At 63.1% G+C, this 16,473-nt stretch carries 19 protein-coding genes; all 19 read left to right on the forward strand.

The window, feature by feature from the left end:
• Positions 1-2 precede the first annotated feature (2 nt).
• The 19 genes from N5B55_RS05195 to N5B55_RS05285 all read left to right on the forward strand — a co-directional run bounded on the left by N5B55_RS05195 (position 3) and on the right by N5B55_RS05285 (position 16,470).
• Entirely contained in the window at positions 3-2,903 is a 2,901-nt protein-coding gene (locus N5B55_RS05195) for a hypothetical protein (protein ID WP_304539387.1), read from the forward strand.
• Positions 2,900-3,142 carry a hypothetical protein gene (locus N5B55_RS05200; protein ID WP_304539388.1) on the forward strand — a complete coding sequence of 81 codons (243 nt, stop codon included), beginning with the start codon at positions 2,900-2,902 and terminating at the stop codon, positions 3,140-3,142. The genes N5B55_RS05195 and N5B55_RS05200 overlap by 4 nt, the downstream gene beginning before the upstream one ends.
• Positions 3,142-3,657 (forward strand): hypothetical protein, encoded by a 516-nt coding sequence (locus N5B55_RS05205; protein WP_304539389.1) that lies wholly within the window; start codon positions 3,142-3,144, stop codon positions 3,655-3,657. The genes N5B55_RS05200 and N5B55_RS05205 overlap by 1 nt, the downstream gene beginning before the upstream one ends.
• A gap of 57 nt (positions 3,658-3,714) precedes the next feature.
• Positions 3,715-4,842 carry a shufflon system plasmid conjugative transfer pilus tip adhesin PilV gene (gene pilV / locus N5B55_RS05210; RefSeq protein WP_304539390.1) on the forward strand — a complete coding sequence of 376 codons (1,128 nt, stop codon included), beginning with the start codon at positions 3,715-3,717 and terminating at the stop codon, positions 4,840-4,842.
• Positions 4,843-4,845: 3 nt separating this feature from the next.
• The gene (locus N5B55_RS05215) at positions 4,846-5,721 is read left to right on the forward strand and encodes a hypothetical protein (RefSeq protein ID WP_304539391.1); all 876 of its coding nucleotides are present in this window, start codon (positions 4,846-4,848) and stop codon (positions 5,719-5,721) included.
• Positions 5,721-6,728, forward strand: coding sequence for a radical SAM/SPASM domain-containing protein (locus tag N5B55_RS05220; protein ID WP_304539392.1), 1,008 nt, complete (start codon positions 5,721-5,723; stop codon positions 6,726-6,728). Before N5B55_RS05215 ends, N5B55_RS05220 begins: the two co-directional genes overlap by 1 nt.
• Complete coding sequence (locus N5B55_RS05225) at positions 6,713-8,083, forward strand: radical SAM/SPASM domain-containing protein (protein WP_304539393.1); 1,371 nt, start codon at positions 6,713-6,715, stop codon at positions 8,081-8,083. Before N5B55_RS05220 ends, N5B55_RS05225 begins: the two co-directional genes overlap by 16 nt.
• 67 nt (positions 8,084-8,150) lie before the next feature.
• On the forward strand, positions 8,151-8,501 hold the full coding sequence (locus N5B55_RS05230; RefSeq protein ID WP_304539394.1) for a hypothetical protein: 351 nt from the start codon (positions 8,151-8,153) through the stop codon (positions 8,499-8,501).
• Positions 8,498-8,998: a capsid cement protein gene (locus N5B55_RS05235; protein ID WP_304539395.1), complete on the forward strand. Its 501-nt coding sequence runs from the start codon at positions 8,498-8,500 to the stop codon at positions 8,996-8,998. Before N5B55_RS05230 ends, N5B55_RS05235 begins: the two co-directional genes overlap by 4 nt.
• A 3-nt stretch (positions 8,999-9,001) precedes the next feature.
• Positions 9,002-9,586 carry a hypothetical protein gene (locus N5B55_RS05240; RefSeq protein WP_304539396.1) on the forward strand — a complete coding sequence of 195 codons (585 nt, stop codon included), beginning with the start codon at positions 9,002-9,004 and terminating at the stop codon, positions 9,584-9,586.
• A 12-nt stretch (positions 9,587-9,598) separates the two neighbouring features.
• Positions 9,599-9,985, forward strand: coding sequence for a hypothetical protein (locus N5B55_RS05245; protein WP_304539397.1), 387 nt, complete (start codon positions 9,599-9,601; stop codon positions 9,983-9,985).
• 8 nt (positions 9,986-9,993) lie between these two features.
• Positions 9,994-12,093, forward strand: coding sequence for a hypothetical protein (locus N5B55_RS05250; protein ID WP_304539398.1), 2,100 nt, complete (start codon positions 9,994-9,996; stop codon positions 12,091-12,093).
• Entirely contained in the window at positions 12,094-12,321 is a 228-nt protein-coding gene (locus N5B55_RS05255) for a hypothetical protein (protein ID WP_304539399.1), read from the forward strand.
• Positions 12,322-12,409: 88 nt separating this feature from the next.
• Positions 12,410-12,763, forward strand: coding sequence for a hypothetical protein (locus tag N5B55_RS05260; RefSeq protein WP_304539400.1), 354 nt, complete (start codon positions 12,410-12,412; stop codon positions 12,761-12,763).
• A 12-nt stretch (positions 12,764-12,775) separates the two neighbouring features.
• The gene (locus tag N5B55_RS05265; RefSeq protein ID WP_304539401.1) at positions 12,776-13,084 is read left to right on the forward strand and encodes a hypothetical protein; all 309 of its coding nucleotides are present in this window, start codon (positions 12,776-12,778) and stop codon (positions 13,082-13,084) included.
• Positions 13,084-13,707 (forward strand): hypothetical protein, encoded by a 624-nt coding sequence (locus N5B55_RS05270; protein ID WP_304539402.1) that lies wholly within the window; start codon positions 13,084-13,086, stop codon positions 13,705-13,707. Before N5B55_RS05265 ends, N5B55_RS05270 begins: the two co-directional genes overlap by 1 nt.
• Entirely contained in the window at positions 13,704-14,237 is a 534-nt protein-coding gene (locus N5B55_RS05275) for a hypothetical protein (RefSeq protein WP_304539403.1), read from the forward strand. Before N5B55_RS05270 ends, N5B55_RS05275 begins: the two co-directional genes overlap by 4 nt.
• A 39-nt stretch (positions 14,238-14,276) precedes the next feature.
• Positions 14,277-15,614, forward strand: a complete 1,338-nt coding sequence (locus N5B55_RS05280; protein WP_304539404.1) for a metallophosphoesterase — start codon at positions 14,277-14,279, stop codon at positions 15,612-15,614.
• Between the two features lie 73 nt (positions 15,615-15,687).
• Positions 15,688-16,470: a PhoH family protein gene (locus N5B55_RS05285; protein WP_304539405.1), complete on the forward strand. Its 783-nt coding sequence runs from the start codon at positions 15,688-15,690 to the stop codon at positions 16,468-16,470.
• Positions 16,471-16,473: the final 3 nt, after the last annotated feature.

The following is a 16,473-nucleotide window of genomic DNA, read 5'->3' on the forward strand; positions in this document are numbered from 1 at the left end:
GCGTGGCACGTCCTCCGTTTCCGACCGCTCTCGACTTCCTCCAGGTCTACCCTGGCGGCTATCACGCGGGCACCGATGAGGTGAACCTGCGGGACGACTATTACCCGTCGACAGCATTCGTCCGTCAGGACACCTTCACGATGCCGGGGTCGAGCACCAAGATTTACGGCGCGTGGAGTGTGGACGACGGCGACATGACGATCGCTAAGGAAAACCGCGAGCCGCGTGTCTTTGCCACCAAGGGCAAGCTGATCCTCGACTTCACCGGCATCAGCCTGATCCTGCGGGTGGAGCTGAACTCGGGCTGGGGCAAGGGCCAGATCTACATCGACGGCGCCAAGCCCTCGACCATCGCTGGCCTGACGACGGCGGTCGACACCATCGACTGCAACGCCGACAACTACGCGGACGTGAACGGCGCCCAATACCGGGACTTCCTGGTGGTGGATGGCCTGGCAGACGGCCCCCACCGTCTCGAGCTGTATGCCAACAATGCGGCCGATGGCTTTGTGGTCGTGTCGGCAGCCAAGTGCCGCAAGTATCAGCTCAAGCCGAACATCATCGCAGGCTGGCACGCGGGCGTCGCGACACGCCTCAATGACGGCGCGCTCACGCTTCACAATCTGGGCAACCTGGCCGTGATGGACGTGAGTCTGTCGATTCCACCATCGCTGGTCGCGCGCGACGGCAGCGCGTTCCCCGCAAGCATCCCGGTCGGGCGCATGGCGCCTGGGCAGCGCTACACCCTGAGCTACGCGGTGGACGGCACGACGCAGCCGGACGATGCCACCATTCAGGTTGGGCTCACTGCGCGCTACCCGGACCCGGCCGGCGACACTCAGATGGTGCTCACGACGGACTACACCGTCGACACCAACAACCTGACGTTCAGCTCCGGCTGGAGCAAGGACCAGGACACCCTTGACGGTGCCTGGCGGGCCTTCTCGAACGGCAGCGGCAAGACCGCCACGTTCAAGCTCGACCAGACCTCCTTCCGCATCACCCTGCTGAAGGACTCGGGGTGGGGTCAGGCGGACGTGCTGATCGGCACCACCGTCTACGCGACGCTGGACTGCAACGACGATATCGGCGGTGGTTTCGCGCAGGATGTGACGGTCGGCAACCTGCCCGCCGGCAGCAAGACGATCACGATCAAGTCGAAGAACACCTCGGCCAAGCCGTTCGTGTTCACCAAGGTTTCGTTCGATGCCCAGACGAGCTTCGCCACCGTCAACGAAATCCTGCCGATGACCTTCAAGTTCAGCCACGTCCCGCCGTATCCGGCGCCTGGCGTTCGGCTGCAAAACGGGCTCATCACGTGGGATGCGGTGGACAAGACCAAGGTCGACATGACGCTGCCGCGCACCAACGACGGCGTTGTTGCTGCCCGCCAATACACGCGCTTCCCGACCTACTGCGTCTACTACAGTGCTGGCAAGGATGACGTGCTCAACAAGTATGACCTGCTGGTGATCGAGCCGTCGGCGGTCTCGCGCAAGCAGGTCGCCGCATGGCAGGCTCAGGGCATCAAGGTGCTCGGCTATGTGACCTTCGGTGAAGAGCACGCGGAGCTGACCGACATTTATGACGCGGAGAGCCCCGTGCGCCCCGCCATTGATGACGGGCAGGGCACTGGCGGCTATGCCTCCTACTTCTGCAAGGGCGGCAACCTGTTCGGCGAGGCGAGCGAGTGCAACCACGACCGCCAGCGGGTCGAGGGCGTCAAGGCGTGCTCGGTCGGCAACCCGAAATACTTCACTGGCACTGGCCGGTGCAGCCCGGTATGCAGCAACGACTACCGCCTGGGCGGCGTCGACCAGAGCACGGGCAAGGCGTGCAAGGCCGGCTACACCAGCGCGAACTACTGGCAGCGCGACGCAATGGCCGCCTGTCAGAACAGCGACTGCCCGAAATACACGCCGCGCAACAAGGGCTGTTCGCAGTGGGCTGAGGCCGACGTTCGATGGGGCCAGGACTTCGCAATGGACGATTCCTACCCCGACCAGAACGGCATCTGGGACTCCAGCTTCATCAACCCGCTCGCGCCGCGCTGGTTCGACAAGCTCAAGACCCAGTATCTGCCGACCGTGATGGATGCGCCGATCGAGTATTCGGAGAGCCACGCGATCGCCGCGCACGTGACAGCAAGCGACGGCAAGTCCGTGTTCGTTTTCCGCACCGACCACTGGCCGATCGACGACGCGGAGCGACTTCTGGTCTCCAACGACTCGGGCTTCGTTTACACGGCAAACGTGGACTACAGCTACGACAAGGATACGGGTGCCTTCATCATGGACCCGAACGCTGGCGTGGACTCGGGCGCGCAGCCGGCGCTGGTTGCGGGCCAGACCCTGCACATCATCTACACGCGCAAGGGCCTGAACTGCGACGGCCTGTTCATGGACACGGTGGACACGGTTGACGTGTATCCGTCGCAGGCATTCCAGAGCGCGTTCGCGGACATGATCAACCGGCTGAAAGCGCTGTGGCCCTCGAAGGCGTTCTGCTCGAACCGTGGCTTCACGATCCTCGACGCCATCATCAAGTCGTGCTCCTACGTGATGTTCGAGTCCTTCCTGGTGGACTACGACTGGGCGACCGGCGCCTACGCAAAGATCGCCGATCCCGAGTCCGTCGCCTACAACGACGCGATCAAGGAGCAGCTGCGGGCGCTGCGCCGCTCGCACCGCTTTGACGTGCTGGCGCTCAACTACTGCGACAACGGGCCGGCAGGGGATGAGCTGCGCAACTACATCGCGGACACCTGCTACAAGGAAGGCTATATCAGCTGGAGTTCGACCATCATGCTGGACGATCCGCTGCCCAATAAGCCTGTGTCCGTTAATCCGGGTGGAGCGATCCGCTCGAATGTCTGGTATCTGCTCAAACAGGTGAAAGCATGAGCCTCGACACTGAAGTGAACCCGTTTCTCATTGACGTGCCCCTGGTGACGATCGTGCGCTTGGTGCGCGTCGTGAACGGGGTCGAAGTCGAAACCCCGGAGACCGACTGCCGCCGGCTCTGGACGCGCGTGGCCAAGAGCGGCTCGAGTAACGCCCAGCAGACGGAGCTGGTGGCCAAGCCAGAGGGAAACCGGGTTACGCCTGATCCTCTGAATCGCGATATCCAACGGAGCTACTGATGGCAGGCACTCGCCAATACGTTGACCCTGGTTACGTCGAGACCGGCTATGTTGCCGGCGGCTCGATCGTCATGTCGGACCTGATCGTCTCCAGCAAGGACGTGACGGTCGATGACTTCCGCGACATGATGCTCAACGGCCACGCGCCTACCTATACGCCGTTCCGGCCGTTCATCGTGGGCGACTACGATTACCGGTTCGCCCTGTTCCGCACGGTCATGAAGACGGAAGGCGTTGACCGGATCGCCATGAGCAAGCTCGATCTGACCGTGGACGTGCCGGATATTACTGACCGTGGTCAGGTGTCCATCGACAACCCTGTCACTGGCGCCCGCGTGACCTTTGCGCGCAGCTTCCACAAGCCGCCTGAGATGAGCTTCACGATGAAGGGCGGCACAGTCTTCGCCATTCCTTCGTTCGAGGTTGATGAGTCAGGCTTTACGGTGTGGCTCAAAGACCCGGTGAGCGGCAACAAGGTGGCCGGCACGGTGTCGTGGACAGCGCTGGGCTTCTAAGCGCCGCGCACCACGTGCTAGAATGGCAGTCAATACTGACTATAGTAAAGCAAGGACATGACGCAGAAGTATCTCGACATTCCAGATTCGCACACGCTGCAACAGTCCTTGCCGGAAATCCTGGACAACGACAAGACCGCGCTCTCCTGTAGCGCGGGTGAGTCGTTCCCCATCACGAACCTGCTGGTGGGGATGCTGTGCTACCGCAGCGATCAGGGCATGCTGTATCAGCTGCAAGACCTGTCTCCCAACTGGGTCTTGATCGCCGACCTGAACCGGGTGCCGGTGTGGAAGGACAACCCGCTGCTCGCTGGCGTCCTGTCGCTCACGAACAACCGCGCCACTCTGAAAAACGTGGCTGACTCGCTGCTGATGGAGTCGCTCCAGTTCGGCATCATGGGCGGCCGAGGCGGTGTGTTCCTGGCCTACAACGTCTCCTGGGACGGCACAAACTGGAACCGCGTCGATTCGACCAAGGGCGGGGCGCTGCTTCAGCTTGCCTCGACCAGCGGCCCAGCCCTGTTCGCCTGCGGCGCCGGCGCCAACCCCATCAGCGCCTGGAACATCTCCAACGGCGCCGCGCTCTGGCACGCAGGCAACTTCGACCCAGCGTCGAAGCTGAACAAGGGTGGCGACACCATGACCGGCCCGCTGACGCTGGCCGGTGACGGCACGTCCGCGCTGCATGCCGTCACAAAGCAGCAGCTCGACACGGTGGCCAGCAACACCGCCAATCAGAAGGTTGCCAAGACGGGCGACACCATGACGGGCAACTTGTCGGTGCCTGCCGTGCTTTCCAGCACGACCTACGCGAACAACTGGTTCCGCAGCCAAGGCACGACCGGCTGGTATAGCGAATCCTTCGGTGGCGGCATCTACATGGAGGACACCACCTGGGTTCGCGTCTACAACGGCAAGGCGTTCCTGGTGAACAACGTCATCCGCTCGAACGGGTGGGCTGGCGGCCAGACGAACTTCCAGACCGGCGACGGCGTGGATCTGTCGCAAATCTTCGCCCGTCTGGGCCACACGCACGGCGTTGGCATTCAAAACGTCGGCGATGGCAGCTGGGGCGACAAAGGCCCGAAGCCCGGTGCGCTCTACAACGCCTGGTGGAGCGGCAACGATATCTGGTTCCAGCGTGACACGAACTGCAACTGCAACTGCCAGTGCTCCTGTGGCTAAGACATGATCAACCGACACAATCGACAATACCCCGGCCTGCCGGAAAGCTGGCTGCCCATCGTGCTGGAGCGCGAGGGCGGCGTGACTCTGCGCATGCTGACGCTGCGTGACGAGACCGAGAAGCACCTGCCGGTGGACGCGGATGAAAGCCGCGTGAATGCCATTCTGGTGAAGAGCGCCGATCCAAGCGTGCGCGCTGGCGGCAAGGTCGTGCTGGGAGAGCACCTGCGCGACGACCTGGCTGGCTTGACCTTCGAGTGCGTAGGCGAGGTCGGTCTGTCCAAGGACGATCTTGGTGCGGGCGAATGGGTTGACTACGCCACCTGGGTCTTCTATGCGAATGCACGCGGCGTGCCGCAGCTGCCCGTCAACCGGCACATCGAGAGCTACAAGTCCAAGGCGGATGCGCCCCGCTTGACCAAGTTGCGCGGCCAGCGCTCCGTGATGCAGGTCTTTGTGCCGTTCAAGAGCGACAGCATCGCCGCCTGCTGCAAGTCCGTATGTGTCGGCCCGCTCGGCGTGATCACGAATCTGACGTTCGACGAGCGGGCCACGATCGAGGACGTTGTGGCTGGCAGCGCGCGCAAGTTCCTGCCGTCGCTGCGTCTCGATGCGCCGGAATCCATCCGCGCCGACCGCGCAGACGACCTCACGGTGACGCTGACGGACTGCGACGGCAATCCCGAGGCCGGCGGCGACGCTGAGGTCTATCTGGAGTCGACCGGCGGCTACTTGAACTGGCAGCGCGTCCAGACGCAGGGCGGCGTGGCGAAGTTCAAGCTGCGTATGACCGACCTGACGAAGGGCGACGAGGTGCGGGTAAAGGCGGGTTTCCGCAACTACTCGGGTATCGCCGAGGTGGTGGTCAAGGTCGCCTGATGCTCAACATTTTCCTGGGCTATGCCTGCAACCTGAAGTGCGACTACTGCCTTCAGACGCCCGAGGCAAAGGACGCCGATCGGAAGAAATACGATCCGGCGCCCTTCATCGAGCGCATCGCCCCGCTGATGCTGAAGAAGGGCATCACGGACATTGCCTACTGGGGTGGCGAACCCATTCTCTACTGGAACCAGATCAAGGCCATCCACGAAGGATTGCGTGCCAAGGGCGTGCCCATCCGGTTCATCAAGTTCGCGACCAACGGCACGCTCCTCCAGCAGGAGCATGTCGACGCCCTGAATGAGTGGGACGCGACGGTGATTCTCAGTCAGCATCAGGAGTATGGCCAACCGAACTGGGAGATGGCGGCGAAGCTGCAACGCTCGTCGCTTGCCTACCTGTTCACGCACGAGACGCTGACCGCCTGGCGCTGGTTTGACGAGATTGCGGCCCTTGAGCAGCGCCACGGCCGCTTCTTCTGGCCGGTCATGTATTGGGTGCGCGCCACCGACGGCGCCGACCGCCGCTTCTGGATGACGCACGCCGATCTGGACGTTCATGAGCGGCACCTCTGGGCGCTGGCGGACCTGCGCGCCGCTGGCGACCGCTACGCGCACGCTGTTTGGGAGGGACACCTCCAGGAATGGCGCGCGAAGTTCCGCCCCGATCATGTCGGCCCCGTGCCGGCGCGCTGCTACTCTGACGACCACATCTCCGTCACGCTGACCGGGGACCGCTATATCTGCCATCACAGCGTCAAGAGCAGTCTCAAGACCGGCAACGTGTTCCGCACCATGCGCTTCACTACGCCGGACGAGATGCGGGCCATCGAGCAGGCCAATCGCTTCGTGCGCACGGAAGAGTGCATGACGTGCCCGATTCGCACCTACTGCCGTGGCAGCTGCCACCTCTCCAACACCCACGACGTTGACTGTCGGCTCTCCAAGATCAAGCACGAGATTTTGAGCCACATCGACCAACAGGAACGCGCATGTTCGCTCTCGTAATGCTGGCCCATGACGGCCAGCAGCACATCCTCAACTACAACCCGCACACATCCTCGCTGACCTGGGCTGACGGCACGCCGGTGTCGATGGAGCACCTGAACCTGGCCTACCGTGAGCAGCAGTGGGCGGATGCGCATCGCACGTCTCCGAGCAACGCGCCGGGGAAGGTCGCTCAAGCTCGCCAGGTGAAGATCCAGCTTGGCATGAAGTGCAACTTCAGCTGCACCTACTGCAACCAGGCCAGCCAACCGCACGAGCAGCACGGGAACCCGAAAGACGTGCCTGACTTCATGGCGCGTCTGGAGTCTGCGCTCGATCTCGGCGACGGCACGGGCGTGCGCTTCGAGTTCTGGGGCGGCGAGCCGTTCGTCTACTGGAAGACACTCAAGCCGCTGGCCGAGGCTGTGCGCGAGCGCTGGCCGGCTGCGACCTTCAACATGATCAGCAACGGCAGCCTGATCGACGCCGAGAAGGTGGATTGGCTCGACCGGATGGGCTTTGCAATCGGCATCTCCCACGACGGCCCTGCGCATGCGGTCAACCGTGGGCCGGACCCGTTCGACGACCCAGAGTCCGCCGCCGGTCTGAAGCTGCTGTTTGACCGCCTTGCGCCGCAGGGCCGCATGAGCTTCAACTGCGTGCTCACGACCAACAACATGTCGCTGGACGCGGTGCGCAAGTTCGTTGCCGCCCGCTTGGGTGTCGACCCGATGCTGGTGCCGATCCAGACAGAAGAGTTCTTGGGCGCGTATGACGACGGCGGTGCGAGTCTGTCTGTCGCCAACGATGACGACATGATCCGCGTGACTCACACCGTGTTTGGCGAAGCCGCGCTGGGCCAGTCGGTGCTGGTTCCCATCGTGCGCAAGAAGCTGACCGGCTTTACGAACACCATCGCATCGAGCAAGCCTTCGCGAGCCGTTGGGCAGAAGTGCGGCGTCGACCGGCCTGACAGCTTGTCGGTGGATCTGAAGGGCAACGTGCTGACCTGCCAGAACACGGCCGCAGAAACCAAGCACGGCCTGGGCAGCATTGACGCTCTGGACAAGGTGCGCTTCACGACTGGCTGGCACTGGAGCGAGCGGGAAGGATGCTCGACCTGCCCGGTTCTGCACCTGTGCGGTGGCTCGTGCTTGTTCCTCGAGGGCGACATGTTCGCCAAGTCCTGCGACAACTCGTTCGCCTATAACCTGGGACTGTTCGCGGCTGCGCTCTACGCGGTGACGCAGGGCATGGTGCTGCAAGAGATTCGTGGCCAACGCATCCGCAAGGACGGTGTGACCTCTGTGCCGGTGATCGACCTCTCCTATAAGGCGAAGCCGGCCAAAAAGGTCATTCGTTTGGCTGTCGAGTAATAGTCAGCGCTGACTTGAATTAGAAGGGCAAAGCGGCTAGTATTGGGCATCTTTCAAAGGACGCCCAATGCCTGCCGCGAAGCAAAATTTCACCATCGAGCAGCGAGCCACGTTCAAGAAGCGGCTCCAGTATCGAGACACGCGCGGCAAGCCCATCAACCTGGCCGGCTTCACTGCCCGCATGCAGATTCGATCGGCCGCCAACGCGGCCGAGGTGCTATTGGATCTGTCCACGGAGAACGGGCGCATCACGCTGCGCGGCGCCAGCGGTGCGATTGACCTGCTGGTGGATTCGACCGCGACCGGCGCAATCACGTGGACTCAGGCGGTCTACGACCTCAAGCTGATCGCGCCGGACGGCACGGAGCTGCGCCTGCTTGAAGGCAAGGTATTCGCGAGCCCTGGAGTGACGCAATGAGCGTGGAAGTCCAGATCGTCCAGGTCGAAGAGAAGGAGACCGTTGTCGTCGATGGGACCGTCTTTGAGGTGGTCACGGTCGGCGAGCAAGGCCCTCCGGGTCCGCCTGGGCCACCCGGTCCGCCCAGCAACACCATCCAGATCACCTATCCGGCCTCTGTCGCGCTTTCGGGCCACGTTCTGACTGCGGTCACTACGTCCCGACAGCTCGAACTGGCCAGCAACGACAACCCCGCTCACGCGCTGCGGCTCGCCGGCATGACGGTCGGCGCGGTTGAGGCTGGAGCGGCCGGCACCGTCCAGACCTTCGGGGAATTCGAGGAGCCCAGCTGGTCTTGGACGCCGGATCAACCCGTCTACCTCGGCAAGGACGGACGCATGACTCAGGAGCCGCCCACGGCACCCGAGGCCGTCTTCTCCCTGGTGGTCGGCGTGGCGCTCGCGCCAACTCGCATCTTCCTCGCACCGCATTTCCCCATTTTTCTGACTCAGGAGTAATTGATGGCTGGCAAGAAATACATCCGCAACAGTGGCGGCCAACTGCAAGAAGAAGCCTCGGTCGACATTTCTTCGGGCGCAACGGATGCCGGCAAGATCGTCGCCCTGGGGACGGACGGCACGCTGCACGACACCGTGACGGGCGCGACCGTGACCTCGGCGCCGAACCGCCTGGTTAAGCTGGACGCGAGTGGGCGACTGGACGCAACGGTGCTGCCAAACGGCCTTGGCGCTGACACGGCCGTCATCGTGGCGTCGGAAGCCCTGTCTGCCGGCGACTACGTGAACATCTGGGACAACGCGGGCACGGCCAAGGTCCGCAAGGCTGACGCCTCTGCCGTTGGCAAGGAAGCGCACGGCTATGTGACAGCTGCCTACGCCTCGGGCGCTGCTGCCACGGTCTACTTCGAAGGCACCAACAGCAACGTCTCTGGTCAGGTCGCCGGCCCGGTGTTCCTCTCGGTCACGGCAGGCAAGGGCACGAACACGGCGCCGACGGCAGCCGGCCAGGTTGTGCAGCGCATCGGCTTTGCTGTGAGTGGCACGGCGGTCAACTTCCAAAGCCAGCCGCCGATTCTGCTGGCGTAACGGAAGGGCGGTATGGCCACTAAGAAGCCCCTCGTCCTGAACTCGTCTGGCGGCATCGAGCAGCTTCAGGCTGACGATGCGCTGGACGCGCTCAAGGAGTTCACGGTCCCCTATGCGTCCTCGGTCAACATCGACTGGTCGCAAGGGGACATTGCCGTGCTCACCCTGGCGGGGGACTGCACCATCTCGATGACAGGCACGCGCAAAAAGTGCCTGCTTCGCCTGGTGCAGGACACGACGGGCGGGCATTCCATCGCGTTCGACGCGACCGTCCGCTTCGGCTCAGACATTCCGGGCGTCACGCTCTCTACCGCCGCCGGCAAGGTCGACTACATCGGCCTGGTCTACAACACCGCCGCCGGCAAGTTTGACCTGATCGCCTACACGCGCGGATATTAAGGAACCCCATGCGTCTCGCAGTAGAAAACGACCTGTCGGCGGCCTTCTCGACGGACTACGACCCCGCCAAGGTATCGGGCACGTCGCTGTTTCGCCAGAACTCCGGCCCGAATCCCGAAGACAACTTCGTCGGCCCGACGCCGATTGCCGTGGCGCGTCCGATGGAGCAGTCGGTGAGCATCTCGACGATCTTCCCGCACGCGATCCAGATTTCCTCGACGATCGACTGGGTGTTCCTCGTCGAAGGCGGCGCCGCTGCGGCCACTCGTCGGATCGTGCTTTATGAATTCAGCCGCGCGAGTGGTCAGTTCAGCTGGAAAGGCTACATCACGGCCACCTTCCCGGCCACGACCGCTCACACCGTGCGCGGCTTCCGTGTGCAGCGAGACCTTCACACGGCTGGCACCGTCGCAGTGTCCGGCACCGGCGTCACGGGCACGGGCACCGGCTTCCTGACAGAGCGCGTGGCCACCGGCGCCCGCATCGGCTTTGGCTCGACTGATCCCAACGCAATCACTACCTGGTATGAAATCGCCTCGATTGCGAACGACGGCAGCCTGACCCTGACTGGCGCCGCGCCGACACTGCCAGCTGGCACGCCCTACGTGATCGAAGAGCTGCGCTTCGCCATCACAACCACCAACGCGACGGCAACCAATGGCGGTCTGTTCATCGTCAAGGGCGTCCGTCCTGAGCTGTTCCTGTTCAACGGCACGACCATCGCCGCCGCCACGACTGTGGACAACGCACGCGCAGTCTACTGGCTGGCCGACGCTGCGACGGTGACGAACACCGCTGCCGCCGGCTGCGCAGTCAAGGCACGAGACAACTGGCAGACCCATTACTGCTATGTGCTGAATGCAGGCAAGGTCTACAAATACAACATGCGCGCCGCTCTGACGCTGACCTCGGGGAAGGCGACGTTGACTGCTGGCACGGACGTTATCGTCACGGGCACGCAGACCCTTGCCGGCACGCTCAAGCAGAACAACAACGGGCGCATCGCTGTCCTGAATCACGGCCCTGGCGCGGGCGCGCAGTGCCTGTATTTCGTCACGACCACCAGCGTCTATCGGGCGCTGGAGTCAAACATCACTCAGGGCAACGCCGTGTGGGTGTCGGACCAGATGGTCGAAGTGCCGCCTGGTAGCGCCAACACTTACGCCACGTCGACCTCGCTGGACGCGATCGAGGTCACCGAGACGCTGGACCGCCTGGTCGTGCTGACCAACGCCGGCTATCGGAAATACCTGACCCAGTATCGAACCGACGGTGGCGCGTTCGATATGGTGTGGGGCTCCAACACGCAGTTCCTCGACCAGAACGCGGCCGACAGCGGCGTGCCTCTCACGATGGCCGACCAAAGCTCCAGCTGGACCTGCTGGGTGGAGGCGGGCATGTGCTACATGGTGCGGACCTCGCAATACATCAGCAACAACCAGGTCTACGCCTTTCCGATGGGCGCCGACTGGCTGTTCGCCCCGACGACCGGTCATCGACTGATTACGCCCGCGATCAGCACGCCCAACGCCCTGAAATACGACCGACTCTATGTGCGCGACGTGGGCCTCGTGGGGAGCCCGCAATACGGTGTGTCTGCCGAGCCTTACCGCGTCTATGCGCGCACGTCGGGCATCGCTGACAACAGTGGTGGCTGGACGCTGTTGGACTCGAGCCTGAACCTGGGCGGCTTTGCGGGTGCGGCTCAGATCCAGTTCGCCTTCGAGTTCCGCACGGTCGGCTTCACCTGCGTGCCGGCTCGCATCACGGGCCTGTGCGTGACCTACGATTCTGGCGACTACCTGCCCACCGGCATGGAATGGAGCCTGAACGATTCGGACACCACGAACAACATCATCGGCTTTGCGCAGACCGCTGTGCTGGGTGGCGTGCCGAACCTCCAGATTGACTTCTTCCGGGAAGACACGGACACCAACGTGCTCTCGCAACAGAGCACCGGCAGCGCCAGCGGCACCTTCGAATACTGGGATGGCGCTTCGTGGAGTGCAGGTCTGGGCCCGGATGCAGTCGGCACCCGCCGCCGCTTCCGTCCGACCGCAGGCATGCCGGCGAACGTGAACCTCTACGTGAAGCTGAAGGCGATCTAAGTGGGCATCGTCCTGCGTGGGGGTCAGCAACGGCTGACTCCCGTCTCCATCGCTCCGACACCGAACGCGGTAGTGCGCCTGCGCGGCGCACGCGCCGCATTCCGCTCGGTTTTCCGCGCTGGCAAGACGGCGGCAACCCTGGGTGTGAGTGGCGCACGGCTGACGTGGCAAAAGACCAAGGCCACCGTCGCGTTCGCTGCCTACCGCATGATGGCCGTTTTCTTCTAGATATAGTCAGTGCTGACTTGAATTAGGCGAAGTTTCCCCATAGAATGCGCCTCTGGCCCTTTGCGAGAGAGCGACGAAGGATAAGGACATGGAACCCGAAGGCACCATCATCATGACCAATCGCGCCGCTCTCGAGCAGCAGATGGATGAAGTCCGAAGTGACGTGCGGGAAATGCGCGCGTCGATGGCAAAGATCGCCGAGGCGATTACTCGCTTGGCGGTCCTTGAAGAGCGTCACCTGTCCACGGCGGCCCGCCTGGACAAGATCGAAAGTCGCCAGCGTGACTCCGAAAACAAGGTGTCGGAGCTGGACAAGACCCAGATCAAATACATCGCAACCCTGGACGGCATCACCAAGACCGTTCGCATCCTGTGGGTGGTCGGCGGGGCAGGGGTGCTCGCCATGATCGCCGGCTACGCCAAGCACGCATTCGGCATCTAATCAGGACTGACTATGCAAATGCTCCGCCTGTGGTTCAAGTCGTTCTTCGACTTCCGTCTGCTCCTGCTGCTCGGTCCCGCCAGCTACATGCTGGCCACCGACATGCCGGTGTTCAAGACCCTGCTGTATTCCATCAGCGCCATGCTGGTCATCGTGGGCGTCGCCCACTGGCTGCGCCAGGTGGTGATGCACTACGTCGAGCTGGGCGACCTCATTGTTTCCGCACGCCGTGACCCGATGGCTTCCGCCGTTGTGGTGCTGGCCGTGTCCCTGTTCATGTCGGTGCTGGTGGCCGGCATGATCTGGTGGGTGCGCGGCTGATGCTGCCCAACCTGGCCAACGTCTATCTGCCGCTGCTGACGGCGCAGGTGCTGGCTTTCTGGCCGGCGATGCCTGCGCCTTCGACGCTGGCCGCTCAGGTCGAGCAGGAGACGTGCGTCAGCCTGGCCTCGGCGAAGTGCTGGAACCCGCGAGCGGAGCTGAAGACGAGCCGCGAATACGGCTTCGGTCTTGGCCAGCTCACGGTGACGCCGAAGTTCAACAATTTCGAGGCGGCAAAGACCTGGGACAAGTCGCTGGCTGGCTGGAAGTGGGAGCAGCGCTTCGACCCCACCATGCAGCTGCGTGCCCTGGTGATCTACGACCGCAACCTTTACCAGGCCGTAGGGCCGGCGGCGACCGAGATGGACCGTCTCGCGTTCATGTTCAGCGCCTACAACGGCGGGCTGGGCGGCGTGAACAAGGACCGTCAGGTCTGCCGCTACACGCCTGGCTGTGACGCGAGTCGGTGGTTTGGCCACGTCGAGCAGCACAGCTTCCGCGCACGCACCGCCGTGCAGGGTTACGGCCAGAGCTTCTTCGATATCAATCGCGGCTACGTGCGCAACATCCTGCACGTGCGCCGCCAGCGGTATCTGTTCCTCGACAACAAGGACAGCCGATGAAGAACCTGATTCTGGCGCTCGTGGCCGGTCTGCTGATTGGTGGCCTGGCCGGCTACTACACCAAGGGCGAGTTCGAGCAGGCCAAAGAGGCCACGCAGCTGCGCGAGGACAAGAAAGAGAGCGCACAGGCGGTGGTCGACTCGGGCGCCGCCAATCACGCGCTCGAACAGAAGATCGAGACCGGCGCAAAGACAGCCACGGTCGTCCAGAAGGCCGTCGCGAAGCAGCTGGCCAAACCTGTGAAGAGGAAAGACACCCATGAAGAACCCATTCAGTGCTCGCTGCCTGCGGGCGATGCTGCTCTGCCTTTCACTGTCGGCACTGTGCGCCTGCTCAACGCCGCCCGCGAAGGGGTCGCTGTGGATGCCGCCGCAGTCAGCGATGGAGAAAGCGAAGCCCCTGCCGACCTTGCGGTTGCCGAGTTCGTCGACAACGACCTCGAGGTAGTGCGGCTCTATCACGAGCTGGCAGCGCGGCATGACGCATTGGTCGACGCGGTGCAGAAAAAGCTCAACGAGCAGGCTGAATAAGCCTGCTTTTTCGTTTACCCCCAACCAACCACCCGAACCATGACGGACACGAAGGCCGACCTGAGCCGCTTCATCAGCGTCTACAACGACCTGGCAAACTTCCCGACGATGTATGACGTGGCAAACGAGCTTGGCATCAGCGTCAAGACCGTTCGCAACAAGGCCGGCTTCCTGCGCACGCTCTCGCGTGACGACCCCAAGGCGCCGAAGGTCATCATGCGGGCACCCGTCAACGACAATCCAATGTCGGAGGATGCCTCGAAGTTCATGGAGCACTGGGGGCCGGACGAGTGTGTGGCAGAACTGCGCCGCGTCGCGGAGATCGACCCAGAGCGGGTGGTCACGCGCAACTACTTCCGCAACCACAGCGCCATCTCTGAATCGACCTGGAACCGCTTCTTCGGCACCTTTGAAGAGTTCAAGCGCCAGAGCGGCATCAAGCTCTCCCGCCAGCAGCACGGCCTGGAGCGCAGCATCGCCAAGCACGCAAGCGTCGACCACTACCGGCGCATGAACATCGAGCGCCAGGACTGGGCTGACCGCTACGTGCGCGAGAACCCCAATCGTTTCAAGACCATCCTGGTGTGCTCGGATCTCCACGACATTGAGATTGATCCGTTCTACCTGCGCGTGCTGATCGACACGGCACGCCGCGCCCAGCCGGACGTGATCGCGCTGGTGGGTGACATTTTCGACCTGCCTGAATTCGGCAAATACGGCGTCGATCCGCGCGAGTGGGACGTGGTGGGCCGCATCCGCTTCGCCCACGAGCACATCCTGCGGCCGCTGCGCGAGGCATGCCCCGAAGCTCAGATCGACTTCATCGAGGGCAACCACGAGGCCCGCCTGCTGCGCCAGCTGGCTGACGCAACGCCTGCGCTGCGAGCAGTCCTGTCCGACCTGCACGGCTTCACCGTGGGCAAGCTGCTGGGCCTGGAGCAGTTCGAAATCAACTACATCGCCAAGGCCGACCTGGCGGCGTGGACGAAGCGGGACTTCGAGAAGGAGCTGGCCAACAACTACAAGGTCTACTTCGACACGTTCCTCTGCCACCACTTCCCGCACGCGCGCAACATGGGGCTGCCGGGTGTCAACGGTCACCATCACCGGCACCAGGTGTGGAGCGAGTTCAGCCCGATCTACGGCCCCTATGAATGGCACCAGCTCGGCGCAGGCCACGTGCGCTCGGCCTCCTATTGCGAAGGGGAGCGCTGGCACAACGGCTTCGCCCTGGTGAACATCGACGCAGAGAAGCACAGCACGGCGATCGACTACGTGGCCGTGACCGACTTCGCCGTCTCGGGTGGGAAGTGGTATTACCGGGCACCGTCCGAGGCACATGCGTCGGTCAAGGAGCCGATCCTCGTCATGCGCTGACATTTCATATAGTTAGATAGTCAGCATTGACTTACAATGGGGCTTTCCAACCCAACAGGACGGGAAGCCCCTCATGGCCCGCAAACACCAGTCGCAGCAGAAGAAGCGCTCCGCACGGCGCGCTCAAGACACGAACGAGGGACTGCATCGCCAGGCAGAAGCCTACGAAGCGATGCACCAGCAGAAGGAGCGGATCGACACCCGTCCGATCGAACCGCAGACAGACGCACAGCGCCGCTACATCAACGCCATTTCCCACTTCCAGCTCACCTTCGCGACCGGTCCCGCTGGCACCGGTAAAACCTGGCTGGCAGCAGCCCTCGCGGCCGCCGCGCTGAAAGAGGGCCGCATCGACAAGATCGTCATCACCCGGCCGGCAGTGGAAGCGGGCGAAAACCTGGGCTTCCTGCCTGGGGAGATCGACGACAAGTTCGATCCCTTCCTCCAGCCATTCAAGGACGTGCTCAATGAGCGCCTGGGCAAGTCCCACGTCGAATACCTGATCCGCGCCGGTCGTATCGAGGCGGCGCCGCTCGCTTACATGCGCGGCCGCACGTTCAAGAACGCCATCGTGATCCTGGATGAGGCCCAGAACACCACGCCCACGCAGATGAAGATGTTCCTGACCCGGATTGGCGAAGACACCAAGGTGATCGTCAACGGCGATCTGGCGCAGAAGGACATTCGCGGGGAGAGTGGGCTGGAAGATGCGGTCGCTCGCCTCGCCTTCATCCCCGCCGTGAAGCACGTCCGGTTCTCCAGCCGCGACATTGTGCGCTCGGGCCTGGTGCAGGAGATCGTCTCGGCCTACGACGCCCCGAAACCCGCCAACGAACCGCTGCCGCTCGCAGCATAAGGA

Origin of the sequence: Ralstonia pickettii (assembly GCF_030582395.1) — a bacterium.
Taxonomy (GTDB): Bacteria; Pseudomonadota; Gammaproteobacteria; order Burkholderiales; family Burkholderiaceae; genus Ralstonia; species Ralstonia pickettii_D.